18 protein-coding genes and 1 pseudogene are annotated in these 23541 nt (G+C 62.8%); 11 read left to right on the top strand and 8 right to left on the bottom strand.

Annotated features, from left to right (window positions below; genetic code table 11):
* The 4 genes from AU187_RS06120 to AU187_RS06105 form a co-directional block, all read right to left on the bottom strand.
* Nucleotides 1-3616 (bottom strand): non-ribosomal peptide synthetase (locus AU187_RS06120; RefSeq protein WP_156442327.1); only part of this gene is annotated, 3616 nt, incomplete at its 3' end.
* Between the two features lie 460 nt (nt 3617-4076).
* Entirely contained in the window at nt 4077-5345 is a 1269-nt protein-coding gene (locus tag AU187_RS06115; RefSeq protein ID WP_059098203.1) for a glycosyltransferase, read from the bottom strand.
* A gap of 68 nt (nt 5346-5413) precedes the next feature.
* Nucleotides 5414-6682 (bottom strand): glycosyltransferase, encoded by a 1269-nt coding sequence (locus tag AU187_RS06110; RefSeq protein ID WP_059098204.1) that lies wholly within the window; start codon nt 6680-6682, stop codon nt 5414-5416.
* Nucleotides 6683-6776: 94 nt separating this feature from the next.
* Nucleotides 6777-8114: a wax ester/triacylglycerol synthase domain-containing protein gene (locus AU187_RS06105; RefSeq protein WP_059098205.1), complete on the bottom strand. Its 1338-nt coding sequence runs from the start codon at nt 8112-8114 to the stop codon at nt 6777-6779.
* 206 nt (nt 8115-8320) lie between these two features.
* Here AU187_RS06105 and AU187_RS06100 point away from each other — a divergent pair, with 206 nt between their 5' ends.
* The 6 genes from AU187_RS06100 (at nt 8321) to AU187_RS06075 (ending at nt 13900) form a co-directional block, all read left to right on the top strand.
* A complete protein-coding gene (locus AU187_RS06100) occupies nt 8321-9043 on the top strand; it encodes an O-methyltransferase (RefSeq protein WP_156425629.1) in 723 nt (240 codons plus the stop codon).
* 379 nt (nt 9044-9422) lie between these two features.
* Entirely contained in the window at nt 9423-10286 is an 864-nt protein-coding gene (locus AU187_RS06095) for a hypothetical protein (protein ID WP_156442326.1), read from the top strand.
* A complete protein-coding gene (rfbF, locus tag AU187_RS06090) occupies nt 10283-11056 on the top strand; it encodes a glucose-1-phosphate cytidylyltransferase (protein ID WP_059098208.1) in 774 nt (257 codons plus the stop codon). The genes AU187_RS06095 and rfbF overlap by 4 nt, the downstream gene beginning before the upstream one ends.
* Nucleotides 11044-12132 carry a CDP-glucose 4,6-dehydratase gene (rfbG, locus tag AU187_RS06085; RefSeq protein WP_231740235.1) on the top strand — a complete coding sequence of 363 codons (1089 nt, stop codon included), beginning with the start codon at nt 11044-11046 and terminating at the stop codon, nt 12130-12132. Before rfbF ends, rfbG begins: the two co-directional genes overlap by 13 nt.
* Entirely contained in the window at nt 12129-12680 is a 552-nt protein-coding gene (locus tag AU187_RS06080; RefSeq protein ID WP_059098209.1) for a dTDP-4-dehydrorhamnose 3,5-epimerase family protein, read from the top strand. The genes rfbG and AU187_RS06080 overlap by 4 nt, the downstream gene beginning before the upstream one ends.
* A complete protein-coding gene (locus AU187_RS06075) occupies nt 12677-13900 on the top strand; it encodes a class I SAM-dependent methyltransferase (RefSeq protein ID WP_172800173.1) in 1224 nt (407 codons plus the stop codon). The genes AU187_RS06080 and AU187_RS06075 overlap by 4 nt, the downstream gene beginning before the upstream one ends.
* 6 nt (nt 13901-13906) lie before the next feature.
* Here the strand turns inward: AU187_RS06075 and AU187_RS06070 are convergent, their stop codons facing one another.
* Both AU187_RS06070 and AU187_RS06065 read right to left on the bottom strand, forming a co-directional pair.
* Complete coding sequence (locus tag AU187_RS06070) at nt 13907-14677, bottom strand: cephalosporin hydroxylase family protein (protein WP_059166375.1); 771 nt, start codon at nt 14675-14677, stop codon at nt 13907-13909.
* A 33-nt stretch (nt 14678-14710) separates the two neighbouring features.
* Nucleotides 14711-15571 carry an NAD-dependent epimerase/dehydratase family protein gene (locus AU187_RS06065; protein ID WP_059098449.1) on the bottom strand — a complete coding sequence of 287 codons (861 nt, stop codon included), beginning with the start codon at nt 15569-15571 and terminating at the stop codon, nt 14711-14713.
* A 948-nt stretch (nt 15572-16519) separates the two neighbouring features.
* On the opposite strand from AU187_RS06065, the pseudogene AU187_RS26200 reads away from it, so the two are divergent.
* The 4 genes and pseudogenes from AU187_RS26200 to AU187_RS06050 all read left to right on the top strand — a co-directional run.
* Nucleotides 16520-16840: pseudogene (locus tag AU187_RS26200) on the top strand (ATP-binding cassette domain-containing protein); the annotation flags it as partial.
* A 60-nt stretch (nt 16841-16900) separates the two neighbouring features.
* Complete coding sequence (locus tag AU187_RS26195; protein ID WP_502687741.1) at nt 16901-17788, top strand: ABC transporter ATP-binding protein; 888 nt, start codon at nt 16901-16903, stop codon at nt 17786-17788.
* Complete coding sequence (locus AU187_RS06055; protein WP_059098212.1) at nt 17785-18645, top strand: CbiQ family ECF transporter T component; 861 nt, start codon at nt 17785-17787, stop codon at nt 18643-18645. The genes AU187_RS26195 and AU187_RS06055 overlap by 4 nt, the downstream gene beginning before the upstream one ends.
* Before the next feature lie 82 nt (nt 18646-18727).
* Nucleotides 18728-19498, top strand: coding sequence for a GAP family protein (locus AU187_RS06050; RefSeq protein WP_059098213.1), 771 nt, complete (start codon nt 18728-18730; stop codon nt 19496-19498).
* A 35-nt stretch (nt 19499-19533) separates the two neighbouring features.
* On the opposite strand, the gene AU187_RS06045 is transcribed toward AU187_RS06050, so the two are convergent.
* Both AU187_RS06045 and AU187_RS06040 read right to left on the bottom strand, forming a co-directional pair.
* Complete coding sequence (locus AU187_RS06045) at nt 19534-20442, bottom strand: sulfotransferase family protein (protein WP_059098214.1); 909 nt, start codon at nt 20440-20442, stop codon at nt 19534-19536.
* Between the two features lie 331 nt (nt 20443-20773).
* Nucleotides 20774-21679 (bottom strand): class I SAM-dependent methyltransferase, encoded by a 906-nt coding sequence (locus AU187_RS06040; RefSeq protein ID WP_059098215.1) that lies wholly within the window; start codon nt 21677-21679, stop codon nt 20774-20776.
* A gap of 492 nt (nt 21680-22171) precedes the next feature.
* Between AU187_RS06040 and AU187_RS06035 the strand changes: the two genes are divergently transcribed.
* Nucleotides 22172-23530: a hypothetical protein gene (locus AU187_RS06035; RefSeq protein WP_156425626.1), complete on the top strand. Its 1359-nt coding sequence runs from the start codon at nt 22172-22174 to the stop codon at nt 23528-23530.
* The last annotated feature ends 11 nt before the right edge of the window (nt 23531-23541 follow it).

The raw sequence follows: 23541 nt of genomic DNA, 5'->3' as shown, positions 1-23541 counted from the left end.
TCGCGGGTGACCGAGCCCCATAAGCCACCCCCACATCAGCGGCCAACACACCCAACGACCAACCATCAGCGGCGATATGGTGCACCACCACCACCAACACGAACTCATCGGCAGCCACCGCGAAAAGCCAAGCCCGCAACGGAATCTCAGCAGCCAAATCAAACCGATGACCCGCCGCCGCGGCCACCGCCTGCGTCAACCGCCCCGCCGGCCAACCCGCAGCATCAACAACCTCAAACCCCAACCCCACCCGCTCAACCGGCACCACCACCTGCTGAGGAACCCCATCAACAGCCGGGAACACCGTGCGCAAACTCTCATGACGACCCACCACATCGCCCAACGCCGCACCCAACGCCCCAACATCAAGCCGCCCACACAACCGCAACGCGGACGCCATGTTGTACACCGGCTGCTGACCCTCAGCACCACCAAACTGATCGACAAACCACAACCGACTCTGCGCAAACGACAACGGCACCACCGCAGGTCCGTCGCCGGCCACCAACGGCTCGAGGCCACCGGCATCCCGACCGATGCGCGACGCAAACTCGGCAACCGTGGGCGTCTCGAACACCGCGCGCACCGAGAAATCGGCGTCCAGGCTGGTGTTGATGGCGGCGACCACCCGCATCGCCAACAGTGAATCCCCACCGAACTCGAAGAACGAGTCATCCACACCGACACGCTCGACGCCCAGCACTCGGGCGAAGATGTCGGCCAGCATCTCCTCGACGTGGTTCGTCGGGGCGCGGTAACGGTCGACGCCGTGGTACTCCGGAGCCGGCAACGCCCGGCGATCAAGTTTGCCGTTCACCGTCAACGGCAGTGCATCCAATGCGATCACCGCGGCCGGGACCATGTAGGCCGGTAGCGCCTCGGACAGCACGCTCCGCACCCCGGACGGGTCGACGGCTCCCGTCACATAGCCCACCAACCGCTTGTCGCCGGGACGGTCCTCGCGGGCAAGCACCACCGCCTGCTCCACCCCGTCCACCGCGGCAAGCGCCGCTTGCACCTCACCCAACTCGATGCGATAGCCGCGGATCTTGACCTGCTCGTCGGCGCGCCCGAGGTACTGCAACTGCCCGTCGGCGCCCCAGCACACCAAGTCGCCGGTGCGATACATCCGGGCGCCCGCTTCCCCGAATGGGCAAGCCACGAACCGCGATGCCGTCAAGCCGCCGCGACGCACATATCCACAAGCCACGCCATGACCGGCCACGTACAACTCGCCGACCGAACCCGCCGGCACTGGCCGCAACCAGCCATCGAGCACAAACAACGCCGCCCTCGGCACCGGCGAACCGATCGGCGCCCCCGATCCGGCGCTCAGCGGCGCACTCATCGCCGCGTACACCGTCGCCTCGGTCGGGCCGTAGGCGTTGATCAACACCCGTCCGGGTGACGCCCAGCGATCGACCACCTCGGCCGGGCATGCCTCACCGGCCACCACCAAAGCCGTCGACTCCAAGCCCTGCGGCGAGAGCATGCCCACCGCCGAAGGCGTATGGCTCAAGACGCTGACGTCTTCAGCAACCAGCAACGCATGCAGGTCATCCGGCGAGCCGACCACCTCTTCGGGCACCACCACCAGCCGCCCACCGTGCAACAACGCCCCGAAGATCTCCCACACCGAGACGTCGAAAGACAAGGAATGCCACTGCGACCACACCGTCCCGGGGCCCGATGTCAGGTTGGCGTCCAACGCGTCGAACAACTGGGTCACGTTGCGGTGGGTGACCGCGACTCCCTTGGGCACCCCGGTGGTGCCGGAGGTGAAGATGAGGTAAGCGATATCGTCGGCGGTCGGCCCCGGCAATGTCACGCTGGGCTGGGTGTCAACAGCGGGGTCGTCAACTTCGATGACCAGCAGACCGGACCCGTCGAGCTGGTCGGCCAACCCGGTCGTGGTGACCGCGGCGATCGGCGCGGCATCGGCAACCATCAACCCGATCCGCACCGCTGGCAGCGCCGGGTCGATCGGCACATACGCCGCCCCGGTCTTCAGGACCGCCAACATCGCCACGATCGCCTCGGCCGAACGGGAGAACAGCAGTGCCACACACTCACCCGGGCCGGCGCCGTGAGCGGCCAGCACGTGCGCCAGTCGATTGGCGGACTCGTCGAGTTCGCGGTAGGTCCACGAGCGATCACCGAAACTGACCGCCACCGCCTCCGGCGTGCGGGCTACCTGAGCGGCGAACGCCTCGGGAATTGAAACCGGTGCAGTCTGATCGGCGGTCAACACCGCCCGGTTGCCCCACCCGTCCAGTTGGGCGTGTTCGCCGGGATCCAGCACGTCGAGCGACGACAACGACCGCGTCGGATCGGCGGCCATCGCCACCAACACACGCTCCAGCCGGCGTGCCAATTCGTTGACATCACCATTCGCAGAGAGTGGCCCAGCGCCCGCCGTGCTGAGAAACAGCTGATCGTCGATCCTTGTGAAGAGCAGCCCGAACTGATCGACGAGCCCGGAGTTGGTCAGGGTCGCCGATGCCGGAGAACCCGCGAGATCCGCCACATAGGCAGGCGGAATGAAGTTGACGACCACCCGGTTCGGTGTCCGGTATCGCGCCGTGTTCTCGATAGCCTGCACGGGAAACCGCTGATGCTGCAGCGCTGCCCGTAATTGCGCGTCGGCATGTTCACAAAAGCCGGCAACTGAAGTTTCCGGCGAAGTCTTGAACACCAGCGGGACGACCCCGGAAATCATTCCGGGCACCAGTTGCACCTCCGGACGCACACGCCTGCTTACCGGAAAGTCGAGCACGACATCCGTACCCTCGACGTCGCACTCACGGACCAGCAATGCACACGCCGCGGTAATCACCGACGAGCGACGCACCCCCAAAGCCCGAGACAATTCCTGAATCTTGGTCACCACGAGCGGGTCCAATTGAACTGGCTCAGAACACTCATCTGAATCACGCCCACCCGAGGCGGCGGGCGTCAACCGATCACGCAGTTCACTTTCCGGCGGCAGGTTATCGACCCAATAGGCATGATCATTCTCGAAATCGGCGGATGCCTCATATGCCGACTCGCACTCAATCAGGTCACGCAACGACCCGAAGAAGGCAGGGGAAATCGGCGCGCCGGAGGCAAGCGCATTGTAGATTTCGGCGATTCGATGGCAGAAAAGACCAAGGCCTATTCCATCAACCACAATATGGTGGCAGCACGCGAAAAAATACCATTCGTCGGCCCGCGTCCGCAGCAACGCAAATTTGAACAGCGGGCCACTGAATTGCATCGGCGCGCGTTGGATCGATGATGCCAGCCGATTCGCTTCCCCGACGGGATCCGGCGAGTCCACGAGATCGTATTGGGCGAGCTCGACGTCGGGATAGTCAACGACCTTCTGAAAAACCCGGCCATCAGCCGGGAAGATGGAAACTCGCAGCGGTTCGGCCTCGCGCACCGCTTGGCTGAGCGCCGACTTCCACAAGCCAAGATCGATTGGGCCCGCGATCCGCACAAGTGCGCCTAGCTGCCACTTCGCGCCGAACCGACCCGTTTCCTCCGCAAGCCATATATGCAGCTGGGCGCGCGTCAGCGGAAGTGCCCGGTCATCCCCCTCTGTCCAATTGCCCCCGAGCGCACGGTTCACTCGTCAGTCAGGCCCAGTGCCAGCCTCTCGCGCGAACTCCTCAGCGGCGTCTTGGTCGAGGTCTTTTCGTAGCTCAAATGCTTGGTGCTGTGTGCATTAGCGAAGGTCGGTCTCAAGCTGTACTGCTCCTCATCGTTAGCCACGACTACATGGTGGCTACTGCCTCGGGCTCGGTTCCCGCCAGCAGTTCGCCACCGCAATTAGTCGACGTAGGTAGGGGACGCTACTAAAGTCCTGCCAAGCCTATGCGCGCTTTCGCGGAAGTCAATTTTGATTAATTCTGACAGGATCTGCCATTTTTATGTGGCAGTATCTGCCATTTAATATGGCAGGCTCTGTCACGATGTGCGGCGGCAAAGGTTCGCTGGTAGGCCTGCGGTCCTGCGACCTGCAACGAAGGATTGCTGTTTGCGGAGATTCGCTGAGCGGACAGGCGTGGCCTCGAAGACGAGGACCGGCATCACTCATCGAGCCCGGGGCCGGCGAGCTTCTCGATGAGATCGGCGGCGGCCGCGACGCTTTCGGCGGTGTTGGTCATCTGGGTGGCGACTTCGCGGGCCCGGGTGACGGACTCCGCGGTGAGGACAGTGCGCAGATCCGCCACCAGCGATTCGCGCGTGGTACGCGACAAGCGACGGGCGGTGCCCACCTTCAGCCGCTTCACCCGAGATCCCCAGAGTGTCTGGTCGATGTCCGTTGAAAGGATCAGCGTCGGGACGCCAGCGCGCAGACCGATCGACGTGGTGCCGGTGCCACCGTGGTGCACCAACGCGCGGCAAGCCGGAAAAGCGGCCGCGTAATTCATCGTGTCCACCACCTTGACGTGCTCAGGAGGGGAGACGTCGGTGAAGTCGGATCCAGCGGAGCACACCAACGCCCGCTCGCCCAATTGCGCACAGACCGAGCTGATCATCTCGAGAGTGTCGGCCGGAGACTCCACCCCCACGCTGCCGAAGCCGAAGAAAATAGGTGGTGGTCCCGCCGAAATCCACGACGCCACATCCTCGTCGGCATCGCTCGGCAAGTCCAACACCAGCGCGCCGACAAATGGCCGTTGACCACCAAATTCGGCCCATTCGGCGGCCAGCCCGGGAAAGCACGCCTCGTCGTAGGCTTGGATTTCCAGCCATCCGTGTTCGGTGATCCGCTGCGGCAAGGGGCCGGTGGCCTTCGGTAGACGTAGTTCGCGGCGCTGTGTGTCGTCGAGCTTCTTGGCCGCGCGCCATCCCAGCCACTCGTACATTTTCATCGTTGAGCGGCCCAACGCCGCCGGCAGGAACGACAGGAAGTGGCTGTTGGCCCGCATCGGAAAGAGATGCACCGTGGCCAGCGGAATGCCGTAGCGCTCCGCGACATTGGCGGCGGGTTGCTCGAAGTTCACGCCGGTGACCAACGCGTCGGCCCAGTCCGCCAGTGAGGTCAGCGTGGCGCCGATCTCGTCCCAACGCTGGATCACGGGGTTCGCGATTTCGCGTCGCATCTGAATCAGCTGTCGCACTTTCCAGAAGTTGCGGAAGAAGTACGTCCAGAATTCGCGGTGCGCTCCCAGGATGGCCTGCACATCCGGTCCGTACGGGACCGCCGCCAGCCCAACCGATTCGACGAAGCGCACCAGATCAGGCGGCGCGGCTATGCGGACGTCGTGGCCCCGACGCTGCAACTCTCGGCCGATGGCGACGCAAGGCTCGACATCGCCACGACTTCCATAGGATGCCAACGCGAACTTCATCGCGGATCCTTGCCTCTCAGCTTCGGCCCCCGTTCAGCGGCCGAAGTTTAACCGATGGCCGCTGCCGATCAGCCGATACGGCGGGTGCGCGCAAAGTTCTCCATCAGATCAGCCGCCGCCGTGACGCTTTCGGCGGGTTTGCTCATTCGAGTCGCGAGTTCGCGGGCCCGGGCGAGGCATTCCGGGGCGAGGATGGTGCGCAGGTCTTCGACGAGTGACTCCCGGGTGGTTGCCGAAAAGCGCCGTGCGGTACCCACTTTGAGTTGTTTGATCCTCGTCCCCCAGATCGTTTGATCGCCCCACGTCGAAAGGACCAACGTGGGGACTCCACTGCGTAGTCCGACGGCCGTGGTCCCCGCGCCACCGTGGTGTACCACAGCGCGGCAGGCGGAAAAGGTGGCGGCGTACGAGACTGCGCCGACGACCTTGACATGGTCCGAATGTGCCACCTGGCTGAAGTCGGTGGCGCCGGAGCAAATCAATGCCCGCTCGCCCAACTCCGCGCAGGCCGCGCTGATCATGGCGACCGTATCGGCGGGAGACTTGACCAGCGTGCTGCCGAAGCCAAACAGAATCGGCGGTGTTCCCGCGGCAATCCACGAGGCGACCTCCTCGTCTGCATCCGTCGCCAACTCTGTCGCCAGCGCGCCGACGAAGGGGCGCTGGCCGCCGAATTTCGCCCATTCGGCAGCCAGCCCGGGGAAACACACCTCGTCATAGGCCTGGATTTCCAGCGATCCGCGCTCGGCAATCCGTCGCGACGCGGGACCCATCACCTTGGGTAATCCCAGTTCGCGCCGCTGTGCGTCCTCGAGCCTTTTCACGGCAGGCCAACCCAGCCACTCGGACACCGTCATTGCGGACCAGGCCAGCGGCGCCGGCAGGACCGGAATGAGCTGACCGTTGGCCCGCATCGGGACGGTGTGCAGCGTGGCCAGCGGAATGTCGTAGTACTCAGCGATGTTCGCGGCGACCTGCTCGGCGATCACCACGGTGAGCAGCAGATCGGCGCCGTCCGCCAGCGACATCAGCGTCGTGCGGGTGTCGTCCCAGCACTGGTCGAAGAGTTCTCGATCTTGGCGCACCAACCTGACCAGCTCCGGGACCTTCCAGAACTTGCGGGACATATGCGTCAACACGTCGCGGTGCAGGTCTTGCCACTTCCGCGCGTCCGGTCCATAAGTAACCGCCGGGAGCCCAGCCGATTCGGCGAAGCCAAGCAGGTCAGGCGCTACGGCCGTGCGCACGTCGTGCCCTCTGCGCAGCAGCTCACGGCCGACGGCGGCGCAGGGCTCGACATCGCCGCGAGTTCCATAACATGCCAGCACGAACTTCATCGCAGGTCTTGGCCTTTCACTACTCCGCGCGGTTTCTCGCCCGGGTCTTCGAACATACGGCAATATATTGACGACCTCGCTGGTTCGTCCCCTGTTACGCGGTTGGGGGCACGCCGATATACGTGCCAGTGAGCGAGAAGTCGTTCAGGGCGCTCGAAAGATCTTGTCGCAGAGATTCATTCGAGTTGGTACAGCCAGGCTCATAAGCGGTGACCGTGACGGAGACCTGCCGCTGCGTAGTTGCCGACAACACGTACAGCACTCCGCCCATGCTGTCCATCAACGCTTTGCTGACGGTCGGATAGGAAACCCTCGCGCCGAAGAGGTCGGCATCCGTGCCGTCTGGCCGGATGACGGCCGGTTCGACCGCCCCCATGCTGGATACGACGACGGTCTTGTCGAAGAGCCTGACAAGCCGCTTGGGCAACAGGCCCAACAAGGGAACGAAGGACATCACCGCCCGCTCGTCGCCGCGCAACTCCTGGTGGCTGGTCAGCGCTTTCTTGACTGCGGCCCGGGTCTCGCGCAGGTCTGTCGTCGCAGAAGCGGGGTCGACGGTGACCGTGAGACTGCTGATCGCGTTGGCGCGCGTATCACCGGCGACGCGCTCGTTGACCAGCAGCTTCATGAGAACTGAGCCGTCTGCGGTGACCCGACCCTTTCGCTGGGCCAGGTTGGCCGCCAATCCCGCAAGCAACGCGTTGCTGGTCCCGCCGAGCGCGTCGGCACGAGCATCCCACTTGTCGACGTTGACGAAAGCCGTTGCCACGGAGGGCGTGACGGGTTCGTCGGCGCCAGTGGGCAGCTTAAGCGGTCTGGTCGACGACGCGGCTCCGGCAGCCTCGCGGCTGGCACGCCGGGCCAGCCGCACCGCGGCAACGGCGCCGCGGCCGAGAGCGGGAATGTCGCGCACGGCCTGACCGGCGTCCTCGCGCAGAGCCTGCCACCGCCGGCGCGACCCAGCAGCAGGCCAGCTGATCGGGGCATCGCGGCCTTCCGCCGCATCCGCAATCGCCGTGAAAAGCCCGATTCCGTCGGTGATGCAGTGCGAGATGACCATACTCACCGCCGCGCCGCCGTCGGTGAAGGGCAGCACCGCAAGATGCCATCCCGGTCCATGCTCGGGATCGATTCGAGTGGTGGCCTGCTCCTCGAACCAGGCGTCGAGCTCTTCACGCGGGCGAGGCGTCGCGACAATCTCAATGTCAGATGGACCCTCAGCTGATACCCAGCGGTGGCGGCCGAACGGCAGTGGTGACGGTTGGATGCGGCGCGCTAGCAATCCCTTCCGAAGGTGATGCTGAAACTTCCGCAGACCGTCGATGTCGACCGGGCGGTTGTACACCCAGAAAGGGTGGGGGATCGACGCGACTCCCGTCGCTCGCTCAGCGTCAAACGTGAACTGGTCAAGCGGATCGAGTACGTTCTCCATTGTCGTACAGTACTTCCGACGACTTCTTCGAAGCGGTACACCGCTGCGAAACATGTGCCGATGAGCTACGGCACACATGGCGATGTAGAGCTGTTCGTTCTGAGCTTGCCAGATCTACCGTTACCATCAGGAACCCCCGCCCTACACTCCATCGCAGCGAGCCATACCACCGGCATCTGAACACTGCGAATGACAGGCTGCCTATTGTGAAGGTCATTCTGAAGTATTCGCCCATCGCGCGGCGCAGCCGCTACGGAGGCGTACGCAGAATGTTGAGAGCGCTGGGGCGAGATCTCGCTTCAGTGACCACTTGGTCGACTGTGGACACCGAGCTGCACAGTGAGATGGCCGAGGTAATCGACCGCGCTCCGAGAGTCCATAAGTTGTCGCACTACTTGCCGATCTACGAAGGTAGCGACATCCGAACCAGCCCGATCAGGATGTTGGAGATCGGCAGCTTCTACGGAGACTCGCTACAGATGTGGCAGGAATACCTTCACCCCGATTCGCTTATCGTTGGAATTGACATTGACTCAAAGTTGTTGAGAATCGCCGATTCAGGAAGCGTTCACGTCCGCATCGGCGGTGAGCATTATCTGTCTTTCCTGAGAGAAGTGGCCGCAGAATTCGGCCCGTTCGATGTCATCATCGATGCCGGAAGCCAAACGAGTTCACGTATGGTGGATTCTTTCCACTGCCTGTTCGAAAATGCGTTGAGCAGCAGTGGCGTTTACGTTTTGGGAGACGTTTATTGTGACTATTGGTCGTTGTACAACGGCTTATCGCTCACCGATTGCGTCAGCGCGTTGATCGATGCCGTGCGTGGCCACTACCAGGTCGCCACCAACATAGCCAACTTCCGAGGTGGTCACCTCGTCGTTGCGCGCCGCGCCGCTGGAGACTTGGCGCGAGGCACCGACCGGTCCTGAGTGGTCATCATCGTAATCTCTCCATTTCCAATATCTCCGATCCTCCGAGTCGATCGACGTGGTCAGTAACGTCAAGAGTGGAGGTCACAGCGACTTGATCTAAACAGATAGTTCATGAGTACAAATTGCGGAAAGCATTCGCTGAGCAATTGTGATCTCAACTGGTTCGGAGGGAAATGGGTCAGGCTAGTTCTCGGAGAATTGTCCTTGGTATACTGTGGTGCTCAAGTACCTAGAACGCGGAAAGATATCGCCCAGTGGCAGCCGTAGACTCTCGTAGTATCGCTGACCGAGAACTGCTGGGTTTCCGCGCGCGCATCGCAGGGAGCAGCGGGTGGGAAATCTCCGGAAGCCTATCCGCAGGGCCTGACTCACACCCATGATCGACAGATACTGCATTAGCCATAAGAGGCCTTTACTGCCTGAAGACTGGTATGACCATTGCATCGCACTTGGGGATTTCCGATCCGAATCTGTGGTTCATGTAAGCCAACTTGATCGGTTCTGGCACGAGGCAAGACCGATAGCGTATGGCGCCGCAGGAACATACGTCTTGCCGATCGCGATCCAGCGGTTCTCCAGCGACGCTGACTTCATTGAAATTTCCAATTACAGGAAGAGAATCCTGCCTTCTGCGGAAGGGCTGGAGTCTTATAAATTCCCAACTCTCAGGGAGCTGAACCTCGAGAACTTTGGAAGGGCAGCCGAGCTATCAGTATTCATCCCGAGAGCTGAGCATGAATTTCTGATCGCGCAGCCTCTGCACGTCAAGAATTCGATACTCGGTCATTACGCAGCGGTTCATCGCCGGCAAGATATTCTCGATTACACATCCCTCGCGGTTGAGATGGGCATACTTGATTCACAGTCCGCGTCGGAATTCTTGGCGGCAAAGCACTTCATTCCTGGCGGCATTGAACTCGGCATCTATCCCAAGGGGTGGTTAGTGCAAACGTTGTCGAGTATCGAACTTCTGGGCAGGGAGTTTCTCAATCGATATGGCAGTCGTGTGAAGAAATACAACGCTTTCCAGATAAGGGCGGTCGGATTTCTCTCGGAGAGACTGGGATCGTTCATTCTGATTCGGCACCTTGTCGAAAAATACTCGAACAACATTCCGGCAGATATTTTTGGGTATATGACGGTGATAGTCGAAGGGGACTCGAGGTACTCCGCCGGATTAACAGATCGGCCGAAGAACCGCTTGGATTCGTATAACCGCAAACATAGGCAAGTCCGGTGAAGGCAGTATTGCTGGCCGGCGGTATGGGGACTCGCCTCAGCGAAGAAACCGCCATCCGCCCCAAACCGATGGTGGAGATCGGCGGGCGGCCGATCCTATGGCATATCATGAAACTCTACTCGCACCACGGTATTCATGATTTCATCGTTTGCTGTGGTTATAAGGGCTACGTCATCAAGGAATATTTCGCGAACTATTTCCTGCACATGTCGGACGTGACTTTTGATATGTCCCTCAACAAGATGGAAGTGCATCGGCACGACGCGGAGCCCTGGCGGGTGACGCTGGTGGATACCGGTGACGACACGCTGACCGGGGGACGCCTCAAGCGCGTGGCCTCCTACATCCAGGACGACGAGGCTTTCTGCTTCACCTACGGTGACGGGCTCAGCGACGTGAACATCGGCGCGAGCATCGAATTCCATCGTCAGCACGGCCGCCACGCCACGGTCACGGCGGTGCTTCCGCCGGGGCGTTACGGGGCGGTCGAGTGCGAGGGCGACCGGGTCGCGCGCTTTGTCGAGAAGCCACGTGGCGATGGCGGCCTCATCAACGGAGGATTTTTCGTCCTGTCGCCCGCGGTACTCGATTACATTGAGGGCGACCAGACCTCTTGGGAGGGGCCGCCTTTGGCACGTCTCGCCGCCGATGGCGAAATGATGGCCTTCGTGCATTCGGGCTTCTGGCAACCGATGGACACGCTTCGAGACAAGAACATGCTCGAAGATCTGTGGAATCGCAGCGAAGCACCCTGGAAATGCTGGCGTTGAACGCTTTCGGAACTGCTTATCGCGGGCGCCGGGTCCTGGTCACTGGCCATACGGGCTTCAAGGGCAGTTGGTTGTGTCTGTGGCTGCACGCGCTCGGCGCTCGCGTCTCCGGGCTGGCTATGGACCCATCGTCCGAGCCCAGCCATTGGGAGCTGTTGAAGCTGGCCATCGACGATCATCGCATCGACATTCGCGACGAAGCAGCCGTCCGTAGGGTTTTCGCCGCGGAGCGGCCGGAGATTGTTTTCCACTTGGCTGCCCAGCCGCTGGTCCGTCGTTCCTACCGCGAGCCAGTCACCACTTGGGCCACCAATGTGATGGGCACGGTACATGTGCTCGAGGCCGCCCAGCACACGCCAGACGTGCGTGCCGTGGTAGTCGTCACGACCGACAAGTGCTACGAGAATCGCGAATGGCCTTGGGCCTACCGAGAACAAGACCGGCTCGGAGGTCAGGACCCCTACAGTGCGTCGAAGGCCGGCGCCGAGCTGGTGGCCGCGAGCTACCGAACCGCGCTGTCGCAACGCCCGTCGGCTCCGCTGGTCGCAACCGCTCGGGGCGGCAACGTGATTGGCGGCGGCGACTGGTCTGAGGACCGACTGATTCCCGACCTAGTACGTTCGGTACTCGCCAACGAACCACTGGTCATACGCTCGCCGCATGCCACGCGCCCCTGGCAACATGTGCTGGATTGCCTCAGCGGCTATCTACTACTTGGCCAGCGGCTCCTGGCCGGCGACAACACTTGTGCCGATGCTTGGAACTTCGGCCCCGACGGGGACGGAAATCGTACGGTCGAGCAGCTGCTCCGAGACCTTGCTCGCACGTGGCCACAGCTTCGGTGGCAAGTCTCATCCGATCCCCAACCACACGAGGCGGGCTTGCTACAACTCGACAGCGCCAAGGCGAAGAGGCATCTGGGATGGCGTCCCGTCTGGAATATCGAGACAGCGGTCCACCGCACGGCCAACTGGTATCACCGATTGCTGGAAGGCGGTGAAGTGTCGAGCGCTGACGAACTGGCCGCCTATGTCGCCGATGCCGCCAACGCAGGCCTGGACTGGGCGAGAGTATGAAGATCCTCGATACCCCACTGGCCGGTCTGAAGATCGTCCAGTCGTTGTGCCACCGGGACAACCGCGGCACCTTCGTCCGCCTGTTCTGCGCTGAGGAACTTCAGCCCCTGCTGGGCGACCGCCAGATCGCACAGATCAACCACTCCACAACCAGCCACGCCGGCGCCGTGCGCGGCCTGCACTTCCAAAGGCCACCACACGCGGAAATGAAGATGATCCGGTGCCTGCGCGGCCGAGTCTGGGATGTCGCGGTGGATCTGCGCGCCGGTTCGCCCACGTTCTTGCATTGGCACGCCGAGGAATTGGCGCAAGATGACGCGAAAATGCTGGTGATACCGGAGGGTTTCGCCCACGGCTTTCAGGCCTTGGAGCCCGCGAGCGAATTGCTGTACCTGCACACAGCCTTCTACCACCCACCATCCGAAGGCGGCCTTCGTCACGACGACCCAAGACTCGCCATCACCTGGCCGTTGCCGCCGCAGGATCTGTCACCTCGTGACCGGGCCCATCCAATGCTGAGCGCCGATTTCACCGCGATTGCGTTATGAAGTGCCGACATTGCGGCGTGCCCTTGGAGCACAGCCTCATCGATCTCGGCTTTGCGCCGCCCGCAAACGCCTACCTGCAAGCCGAGGACCTGTGTTCCCCGGAGATGTACTACCCGTTGCGCGTTCAGGTTTGCCACCGGTGCTGGCTGGTGCAAACCGAAGATTACGCACGCGCGGAGGAGCTGTTCAGCGCCGACTACGCCTACTTCTCCAGCACCTCGAGCAGTTGGCTCGATCACGCGGCCGGCTATGCGCGCACGATCATCGACCGGCTGCAGCTCGGTCCCGAGAGTTTTGTCGTCGAAGTTGCATCCAATGACGGCTACCTGCTGAAAAGTTTCGTGGCAGCGGAGATCCCCTGCCTGGGCATCGAGCCGACGGCAAGCACGGCGGCTGCCGCCGAGGCGCTGGGTATCCCGGTGGCGCGGGAATTCTTCGGCGAGGCGTTAGGACGTCGACTATCGAGCGAAGGACGGCGGGCGGATCTCATCGTCGGCAACAACGTGTACGCCCACGTTCCTGACATCAACGACTTCACCCGCGGGTTGGCCGCGGCGCTGAAGCCGGAAGGCGTTGTCACGCTGGAGTTTCCGCACCTGATGCCGTTGATCGAACGGACCCAGTTCGACACCATCTATCATGAGCACTTCTCCTACCTTTCGCTCACCACGGTGGCCCAGATCTTCGCCATGGCCGGGTTACGTGCGTGGGACGTGGAAGAGTTGCCGACCCACGGCGGAAGCCTGCGCGTCTATGGTTGTCACGCCGCGGCACCGATCTCGACCACAGACTCGGTCAGCTCGCTGCTGGCGCGCGAGGGCCAGTTCGGGTTGACGCGACTCGAGACCTACACGGCCTTCCAGTCGCGGGCCGACCGGGTCAAAGATGACCTCTTGGCTTTCCTCATCGATCAGAAGCGCACCGGTCGGCGCGTCGCGGCCTACGGTGCCGCGGCAAAAGGCAACACCTTGTTGAACTACGCAGGTGTGAGGGCCGACTTGCTGCCCTACGTTTGCGATGCCGCGGAGTCCAAGCAGGGAAAGTTCATGCCAGGCAGCCACATCCCCATCCGCTCCCCCGAGGCACTGCGCGAGAATCCGCCCGACGATGTGATCATCTTGCCCTGGAACATCGCCGATGAGGTGCGGACTCAAATGGCTGATCTTGCCCGCAGCGGCACACGTTTCGTGACGGCAGTCCCCCAGTTGAAGTTCCTGTGAAGAATCTCAGGCCACCCGTCTCAAATACCCGTCCGGCGCCACGGTTATCGCCAGCTTGTGCTGAATGCTCTTGTCGATCTCGAACTCCGAGTGGGTCTTGAGGTATTCCCGAACGGCGGTCTTCGGGTTGTCACCGGGACCCCATGGGCGATCGGGAAAGGTGTTGGCGGGCAAGTCATCAACGTAAGTGTCGAAGACGACGCAGTAGCTGCCCACTGAGGCCAGCGGCGCATAGGCCTCCAGCTCGGCCAGCACGTGCTCATGGGTGTGGTTGCTGTCCAGACACACCATGACGTGCTGGTGGCCGGCAGCTATCTCGCGCACCTGCGCCACCACCTCGGGCGCGATGCTCGAGCCCTCGATCATCTGGATGCGGGAGGCCATGGGGTGCGCGTCGATGGCTGCACGGTTGTGCGCCCGGATGTCGATATCGATGCCCAGCACTTTGCGATTGGACTTGGTCGGATCGAACGTGACACCGGCGTTTATGGCGTCGGTCATGTCCAGCAGCGCCAGCATGGTCGCGCTGAATATGATCGATCCGCCGTGGGCGATGCCCGTCTCGATGATCAGGTCCGGACGGACACGCCAGATCAACTCCTGCATGGCGAAAACGTCTTGGGGATACTGGATGATCGGCCGCGACATCCAGAAAAAGTTGTACGAGTACTTGGAAAGCGCCGAGGTATGGATGAATTCGGCCGCCTGCGCTTGGAGGCGGTCGTTGCGTGACATGGCGTCGATCCGGTCTACGACTTCATCTTCAAAATCAGTCACGCCCGGCTCCGGTCGAATCGGATCGGTCTCTCGTCACGTCGCACTCTCCTCCGGACCGGTCGCCACGTCGTTGCGTACGCCGATGGCCCGCGGTGGGTCGAAAATGTTTTCGGGCCGAGCCCCAAAACGTAATAGGTCGCGCCGACCGTACTCGTCGGCGATGCGTTCGGCGAGTTGTCGAACGGTCACCGCTTCACCAGAGCAGATGTTCACCGCGCCCTGCTGGCACCCCAGCGCTACATCGGCGATCATCCCGGCGGCGGCCTTCACGTCGAGGTAGTCACGTTCCTGATCGCCGCGGGTGAGGAGCACTTCTTCGCCCGCCCCCAGTTGTCTGCGAATGTATGAAACCAGCCCCCGCTCATCTTCATCCAAACCTTCTCCATGCACGTTGAAGATCCGACACCAGGCGAAGCTGACGCTCGTGGTGTCAAAAAAACACCGGAGTACGTGGAAGGCGGACGCCTTGCATGCGCCATACAAAGTGTTCGGCACCAACGGGGTATCGGTCGCCATCAGGTCTGCGGAAGGGTCGTACTCCGCGAACGTTCCGACACCAACGAATCGCTTGCCCCCGACTGTGGCGAACGCGGACGCGAGGTCGAGTGTGCCGGTAAGGCAGGCCAGGTTCAACCGCGACGTGTAATGACCGGGCTCCCCATGCCAAGCCGCATGCACCAAGGTTTCCGACCCCTCGAGCAATTCTTCCAATCGGCCCGTTACTTCTGCGAACAGATCGGGCGTCTTCACCACCTCTAGCCGTCCACGTGCCGGGACGTCAGGGAGACGAGACGGATCGCGCACCAGCACCCGCACCGAGCAGCCCCGCTCGAGAAGGTTGCGCAGGATCCGCCTTCCGACGAATCCCGTCGCTCCGGTCAACGTGACAGTCATGGCAGCCTCAGCTTCTGCATTCCGGGTCGGATTCTGCTCGACGAGCGCGCGTGTTGCCTCCGCTTTGCGGCACGAAACCAGATCCCACACCTCACCCGAAAACAGGCGCAGAAAGGGTTTCGTGAATTCGTGGATTGCTGCCCTGGCACAATCGCCCAGGTGACCGCCCGTGATCGTCTTCGGAGCGTTCCGGGTGGACCGCTTCGACCCCACGAGTTGGCGCATGCCGCGGTCATCGGTGGACTCTCTGCGGTCATCGTGATCATTGCCGTGGTGATCCCGTTTGCTAAGTCCTTGGGCGTGCTGGGGATTCTGCTGCCGGGTCTGCTGGCCTACCGCTTCCGCCTTCGGGCCGTGGTCGCGGCAACGGTCACCGGTGGCGTGATTACCTTTCTGATCACCGGCCTGGGCGGCTTTTTTGCGGTTCTGAACTGCGCCAGTGTCGGCGGGTTGGCCGGGTTCGTCAAACGCACGGGTCGAGGCACGCCGACGTTGCTGGGCCTGTCTTTGGTCGTCGGGGTGATCAACGCCGCTTTCTGGGTCGGCGTCTTTGCCGTGTCGACTCAGCTGCGGCAGTTGATGTTCGTGGTGATCACCGCGACGGTGGACGGCATCGCTGCCTTCCTGTCGTGGGTGCACCTGCAGGGGCTCGGCGCGGCGATACAGCGGTACCTCGCCGAGGGGCTCGACCACTGGCCGTTGCTGCTCTTCGGCTATCTCGTCCTCGGTTCCGCGATCGCATGTTTGATCGCGTGGTCGGTGCTGTCCAGGGTGTTGGACCGGCTCCGCGACATCATGCCCGGGGGCTACGAACTGGACGCTGCGGAGCCCAGCGCGCACGCGTCCCAGGAAGTTCCGATCGCGCCGGTGCCGGTGCGGTTGGACAAGGTGCGGTTCCGCTATCCGGGCGCGGCGAAAGACGCGCTCTGCGACGTCAGCCTGGACGTGCATCCCGGCGAACACGTCGCCATTACCGGCGCGAACGGTTCCGGCAAGACCACGTTGATGCAGATTCTGGCCGGCCGGGAACCGACCTCGGGTTCGGTGGACCGGCCCGGCGCGGTGGGTCTGGGCCAGATGGGCGGCACCGCGCTTGTCCTGCAGCACGCGAAAAGCCAAGTCCTGGGCACAAGGGTCATCGACGATGTGATCTGGGGACTACCACCGGGTACCGATGTCGACGTCGCCCGGTTGCTCAGCGAGGTCGGGCTGGCGGGTTTCGCCGAACACGAGACCGGCAGCCTATCCGGAGGGGAACTGCAGCGCCTTGCGTTGGCAGCGGCGCTCGCCCGGGAACCGGCACTCCTGATCGCCGACGAGGTCACAGCAATGGTTGACCAACCGGGTCGCGACGCGCTGCTGCGTGTGCTGTCCGGTCTCACCACACGGCACCGGACGGCTCTGGTGCACATCACCCACGACGACAACGCGGCCGCGTGCGCCGACCGGACGGTCAACCTCAGCGATTCACTGGATGACACCGGCGAAGTCGAAACAGCCGTGCCAACCGCAGTGCCCACCATCGCGGTCAAGAACTGCTCGCACGTGCCGGTACTGGAACTCGTCGGTGTCGGACACGAATACGGCAGTGGCACACCGTGGGCCAAGACCGCCCTGCGCGATATCAACTTCGTGGTGGAGCAAGGAGACGGGGTCTTGATCCACGGTGGGAACGGCTCGGGTAAGTCGACGCTGGCATGGATCATGGCCGGGTTGACGGTTCCCACCTCCGGCGTCTGCCTGATTGATGGCGAACCCGCCTACGAGCACGTCGGCGCGGTGGCGTTGTCGTTCCAAGCGGCCCGGCTCCAGTTGATGCGCAGCTTCGTCGGCTTGGAAGTTGCGTCCGCAGCAGGCTTTTCGCACCACGACGAAGACCGCGTGGCGGCAGCGCTGGCGTCCGTCGGGTTGGGGCCCGCGTTCGCCGATCGGCGCATCGACCAGCTCAGCGGGGGCCAAATGCGCCGTGTGGTGCTTGCCGGGCTGTTGGCGCGATCCCCGAGAGCGTTGATTCTCGACGAGCCGCTGGCAGGCCTGGACACGACCGGCCAACGAGGCCTGCTGCAGCTGCTGGCCAGCCTGCGCCGTGAACAGGGTCTGACGGTGGTGGCCGTTTCGCATGACCCCGTCGGGCTGGAGGACATTTGTCCGCGGATCCTGCATTTACACAATGGCGTACTGGAAACGGCCTCGTCCGCGGCGGGGAGTGGGCTGTGACGGCAACCTCCTCTGGCCACAGCCCGACCAAGGGCCCGACCAGGCGATCTCCTCGTCGGGGTCTGTTACTGGTTCCGGTGCCCGGAAGATCGCCGATCCACAATTTGTGGGCAGGCACCAAACTGCTTGTTGTCCTTTGGTTTTCGGTGCTGCTGTGGTTTTATCCCGGCTGGGTGATGATCGGGATGGTGTGGATTCTGGTGCTGACCGCGGCCCGGGTCGCCCGCATTCCGCGTGGCGCTCTGCCGTCGCGGCCTCGTCGGCTGTGGATTCTGATCGCGTTGGCTGTCGTGTTTGCGACGCTGGCCGGCGGTAGTCCGGTGATCTCGGTGGGCGGAGTCGACATCGCACTCGGTGGTGCGTTGCACGCCCTGCGGGCCGCCCTGCTGGCGTTCGGCCTGATCGGGCTGGCGGCGATGGTGTCCTGGACCACCAACGTCTCCGAAATCGTTCCTGCAATAACGACATTGGCCCGCCCGTTCACCTATTTGCGAATCCCCGTACGCGAATGGGCGGTGGCCTTGGCGCTCGGGCTGCGCGCCTTCCCAATGCTGATCGACGAGTTCCAGACCCTCTACGCGGCCCATCGGTTACGGTCCAGGCAGCCGCAGCCAAATCGTAAGGCCCGTCGTCGACAGCAGGCGCGAGACGTGATCGACCTGATCGCTGCGGCCCTGGCCATGACTATGCGACGCGCCGACGAAATGGGCGACGCAATAACCGCTCGCGGCGGAACCGGGCAGTTCTCTGCCGCTCCGGCGCGGCCGAAACTGGCGGACTGGGTGACCCTCGCGATCGCTGCGGTCGCCGGTGGTAGCGCGGTCGCGGTCGAGACCATTCTCCACATCAGCCAGTAACTGGGCCTGGCTCGCCCCAGACCGGTGTCCTCGCGTGCCCTTCGTCTGAGATGGAGCGCTCGACAAGGTAGCGTTCCCCGCCGTGTGGAGTTCGCTGCTGGGACTGGCGTTTCTGGTGGCGATCAATCCGGTGCTTCTCGCGGTCATCCTTCTGATGGTCTCCCGGCCACGGCCCGTGCGAAACCTGCTGGCCTACTGGGTCGGCGGCATGATCATGTATCTCTCCTGCCTGCTGCTTCCGCTGATGGTGCTGCACCTGATACCGGCATTCGCGTCGTTTTCGCAAGAGATGACCGTGCCCGCCACGTCGGCAAGCGCCGCCGCCCGGCACATTCAGCTCGGCATGGGAACGCTCATGCTCCTGATCGCAGCGGTGATAACCGTGCGGTCCTTCGCGCGTCAGCGGGCGTCCGTGCCGGCCCCGGGCGGCAACACACCAACCGCAACGTCACCCCTGGGGCCGCTGGGTGCTGCCGCCGCTGAGGGCGGATCGGCGATCCGCCGGCTGCTCGGCCGCCTCCAAAATGCGTGGGACGACGGATCCTTGTGGGTCGCCTTCGTGTTCGGGCTCCTCGGGTTGCCGCCTCCGTTGCTGGTGCTATTCGTAGGTGCCACCATCGTTGGCTCAGGAGCCGGGATCGGCACGCAGGTCTTCGCGGTCATCGTGTTCGTCATCGCGGTGTTTTCAGTCGTCGAGATCGCTCTGCTCAGCTATCTGGTCGCGCCGACGAAAACCCAAGCGATACTGCAACCGCTGCATGACTGGGCGCTGGCTCACCGTCGGCATGTGCTGGTAGCCATCTTTACCCTGGTCGGGCTCTTCACGGTGGGCAAGGGCATCGGCATCTTCTGAGCTGTTGAATATGAGCGGCCTTCAGCTGGGGCAGCTCACGCCCAAGGCCCGCGGCGCCGGTGAGCTATAGCGAGGGCCTCGTAGGCGAGGCTCACGATGGACGGCCGGACAAGCCAGTTGAACTTGTGGAGGCGGTGGAAATTTTCCAACGCCATCCGGAATCCGTATTCGTTCTCCCGGTACTGCTCGAAAACGCGATCCAGCGCGGACTGATTCAAAGACTCGTCCCGCGCCGCCGCGCGCAGTGTGTCGTAGACCGTGGAAATCCAACCTGTGCCGAAGGGCGCAGTCACCGGGCCACTCTGTCGCTGGCGGTGGAGGTCAGGTTTGAGGAACTCGTCGATGGCGCGCTCGTTGTCGGTGTTGAGATCGATCGGCAGCGCCGCGGAAATCCGCTTTACTTCCCTGCGCCAATCGTCAAGGAGGTTGGGGTACTCGACGAATACCCTTGGCAGGTTTCGTGTGTTTCGCTCTGCCAGCAGATTGGCTTTCAGCCACAGGGCGGCCGCGAGCTCCGGTGAGGCCCCATTGAACCTCGCAAGCGACTTGGCAACCTCCTGCGGATGGCGCACCGTGATCACGGCCGCGACGTCGAATCCGGCATGACGCGCCGCCTCGAACCACATGTCCGACAGTGCCGTTATATGTAGGTCCTTGATGACAACCAGCGGCGCGGCCGGCAATGTGGTGAGGAACGCGCTGATCTTGGCGACGCTTGCGGCCTTCTCGTCGGTGTCGAACGCGCCTTCCTCCTGCAAGCGCAATGTCGGGTCGAACCATTCGCTTCCATGGCGGCGCAAGATACCGATGTTGATCCGGTGCGACGCGCGCGGCTCCCAATAGCCGAGTGGATTGGAAGCGTTGGCTCCCGCCAGGCCGGGCGGGAGCGCAGCGCCGCACAGTGAGAGCATCCGCGTGAGCGCCGACGTGCCCGAGCGGGTCACGCCCAGGACGAACAGAGCAACCGGGCGAGCCGCAGCACCCGCGGGCTGCTGCGCCGGGCTCACCGGCAAAACTCTGTGCTCGGAACCACGTGCGCCGCACCGGTCGTGGCAGTGTAGGGGCCGCTTGTCACGGCACCAGGATAACGGTGGATCGGGTCAAACTGGCCTCTTTAGCGTGAATACCCTTCTGCTATGGGCGATTTGGTCGCCGCTCACAGCATGAGACGAGTGCGCCGCTTAGGCCCATCAAACCGGTATTCAAGACAAGTTCCGCGTCGCACTTCGACTTCGGTTCTGGTCGGCGGCTCCGCTATCAGCGACTCGCCCTGCCTTATCGGGCCCGCATGACGAACCCTGCTTGGTCACCGCGGCCTAGCCGATTGAGCCGATCTGCGCTCTTTTCCCACTCCCAAATTTGCTTCGGACTAAACAGTCGAAGAATCTTCGTGTCGGTCACGGCAACCCCTCGCCTATATGCTTCGCTCCCCATGAACTGGCCTAAATTCGAATCGTCAAATGTCTGCTCCACGACCAGCCCGGCCTTCTCCGCCGCCAATGCCATTGCCCTTCGAGAAGGCACGACGAAATGCCGAGGAGCGTCGATCTGCACCCAATCCGCTAAATAAGTTTTCCACGCTTCGGATGAGGTCGTCGGCGTGCGAGCCAGACAGATGCCGTCAGCAGCGAGCTTTTCGGATGCCGTTTTGAGCGCCGCGATCGGGTTGGGGACGTGTTCGAGCGAATGATTGAACATTATGAGATCGAATTCGCCGGTCACTTCGCTCAAATGCCCCTTTTTCAGCCGCACCCCTTGAGGCGTCTCACGGTCGGCTGTGATGAACGGATCCGTACCAAGCAAGTTGGTGAACCCCACTCTGGCCAACCGGTCGAGGAGCGCACCGCCACCACATCCCACGTCCAGAATTCGCGCGTCCGACTTGAGCTGAAGCTGAGCGAGAATTCCGGCGACGTCTCCGCCGAGAAGTGCGCGAAGGATGCCGTCGGGCAGCCGCCTCGTCAGTAGCGCACCGGCGAACCCGCCGCCTACACCCAATTTTTTGCGGTCTTGCTGTGTGATGAGCCATCGAGACAGCCGCGCACCGCCGGGCTTGTATGAGTAGTAATCCGTCGCATAATGGCGCTGGAGCTCGTCACCCTCAAGCAAATTCACAATTTGTAATGTCTCGCATGCTTCGCAGAAGTAGTATTCAAAATGCTCCCGAGTTCCGAACATCATTTCGCGAACCCAGATAGTCTTATGAGGGCCAACCGATCCGCATATTCGGCAGTCTTTACTAATCTCGTTAACGGGGTCGATCCTCGAGCCAACCGATTGCTGCGCGCCCTGTGTATCGATGGGTGAAGCGGTCCATCCGATGAAAGGTCGCTCCGCCTCGCACATCGTGACCTACCTTCGCAGAATTCCGACCGCCCCGCGACGCGGGACGCTATAACGCGCCTGAACCGTGGCGTATTCTCCGCCAAGAGGACTGATCAGAGGTAGACACTAAGCGTTGCCACAGACGATGTCCAGGCCGACTTAAGCGACTGACGCATACCGACGCAGTATCGGCGGCCCGATCCCGAATCCGGCTAATCACATCGGATTCCGAGGCCGCTAACGATAAAGTGCCCTCGCTAAGACAGCGCGCGGCGGTTTCCGCCCCGGATAGTGCGACCAAATAGGCATTCACCGCGATAGCGCCGGGTCACCGTCTATCCTGCGGCCATGGATGAGCGGCTGGACAATCGTCTTGCGTTGGTGGACCAGGCCTTGTTCGCGGGGCATCGCGCCGCTGGACTGAACCTGGTGATCCAAGTCGTGTGGCTCTATGAGCGCGCGATCGACTTCGACGGACTAGAGCGTTTTCACCACCATCTCGGACAAGGGTTGGTGGGACGGCGTATCGAGCGTTCGCCGCTGCCGTTCGCCCGGCATCGGTGGGTAACAGATCGGGGTCCATCGGACATCGATGTCGCCGAACGCGCCCGTCCGCGCACCGAACTCAGCGACTGGGCTGATGAACGCTCGCAGCTTCCTGTTGATCCGGAATGCGGCCCCGGCTGGCATCTCGGCGTCCTTCCCCTTGCCGACGGTGCGACCGCGGTCAGCCTGGTGCTCTCTCACTACGTGGTCGACGGCATCGGGCTCCATCAGGTGGTAGCTGACGCGGTTCGGGGAAACCCTGCCAATCTTGGTTATCCACCGTCGCATTCACGCCCTCGGCGCCGCGCGGTGTTTCAGGACGCCCGCGAAACGGCACGGGAGGCGCCTGAGGTCGGGCGGGCGCTTGTCGCGGCGGCAAGGCTGGCCCGCCATGCACGGCGGGATGCTGCCCGATCAACGGCCTCGCCAGCACCCGTCGCCCTGCGCGCAGTCGACGGCGATGATGCGGTCGTCGTGCCGGCTGTCTCGATCCAAATCGACCTGGCCGAGTGGGATGCCCGCGCAACGGCTCTCGGTGCAACCGGTAAAACGCTGATCGCAGCCTTGGGTGCGAAACTCGCCGAGCGCATGGGGCGCCGTCGCGCCGGCGACGGCTTCGTCACCTTGCACCTCCCCATGAACGAACGCACGGAGGGTGATACGCGTGCCAATGCAATGTCGATTGCGAGCGTGAGCGTCGACCCGACACGCGTAACGACGGAACTCGATGACCTCCGCGCTGCCATCAAGCAGGCACTGAACACCCTGCGGGAGACGCCGGATGAGACGCTTCAGTTGCGGTCACTGGTCCCGTTCACGCCGAAACTCGCGTTGAAGCGGATGGTCGATGCGGGGCTCGCCGACCCCGATGCCCCCGCGCTTTGCTCGAACCTCGACGAGTTCGACCCGATTGTGTACCGTCCCGATGGCACCGACGGTGAGATCATTCTGACGCGAGCCACAGCGCAAGGCGTAACGCGACAGTGGCTCGAGTTGACGGGGGGTCAGATGGCTCTGCAGTCGTGGCGCGTCGCAGGCGGCTCCAAGATCTACTTCACCGTGAACGCCTACCAACCGGGCGTGGTTGACACCAAGCCCGCTTTGCACGAGCTGATTGCGAAGACGTTGGCCGAGTTCGAGCTGACCGGCCATATGTACTGAACCGGAACGCC

The organism is Mycobacterium sp. IS-1556 (assembly GCF_001499985.1).
Classification (GTDB): domain Bacteria; phylum Actinomycetota; class Actinomycetes; order Mycobacteriales; family Mycobacteriaceae; genus Mycobacterium.
The sequence above is the reverse complement of the archived record's forward strand: the minus strand, read 5'-3'. Positions and strand labels throughout refer to the sequence as shown.

Excerpts from the sequence above, each read along its gene's own strand:
- AU187_RS06115 (WP_059098203.1), bottom strand. The coding sequence starts at position 5,345 with ATGAAGTTCGCGTTGGCATCCTATGGAAGTCGTGGCGATGTCGAGCCT.
- AU187_RS06110 (WP_059098204.1), bottom strand. The coding sequence starts at position 6,682 with ATGAAGTTCGTGCTGGCATGTTATGGAACTCGCGGCGATGTCGAGCCC.
- AU187_RS06105 (WP_059098205.1), bottom strand. The coding sequence starts at position 8,114 with ATGGAGAACGTACTCGATCCGCTTGACCAGTTCACGTTTGACGCTGAG.
- AU187_RS06095 (WP_156442326.1), top strand. The coding sequence starts at position 9,423 with ATGATCGACAGATACTGCATTAGCCATAAGAGGCCTTTACTGCCTGAA.
- rfbG (WP_231740235.1), top strand. The coding sequence starts at position 11,044 with ATGCTGGCGTTGAACGCTTTCGGAACTGCTTATCGCGGGCGCCGGGTC.
- AU187_RS06080 (WP_059098209.1), top strand. The coding sequence starts at position 12,129 with ATGAAGATCCTCGATACCCCACTGGCCGGTCTGAAGATCGTCCAGTCG.
- AU187_RS06075 (WP_172800173.1), top strand. The coding sequence starts at position 12,677 with ATGAAGTGCCGACATTGCGGCGTGCCCTTGGAGCACAGCCTCATCGAT.
- AU187_RS06065 (WP_059098449.1), bottom strand. The coding sequence starts at position 15,571 with ATGACTGTCACGTTGACCGGAGCGACGGGATTCGTCGGAAGGCGGATC.
- AU187_RS26195 (WP_502687741.1), top strand. The coding sequence starts at position 16,901 with ATGGTTGACCAACCGGGTCGCGACGCGCTGCTGCGTGTGCTGTCCGGT.
- AU187_RS06040 (WP_059098215.1), bottom strand. The coding sequence starts at position 21,679 with ATGATGTTCGGAACTCGGGAGCATTTTGAATACTACTTCTGCGAAGCA.
- AU187_RS06035 (WP_156425626.1), top strand. The coding sequence starts at position 22,172 with ATGGATGAGCGGCTGGACAATCGTCTTGCGTTGGTGGACCAGGCCTTG.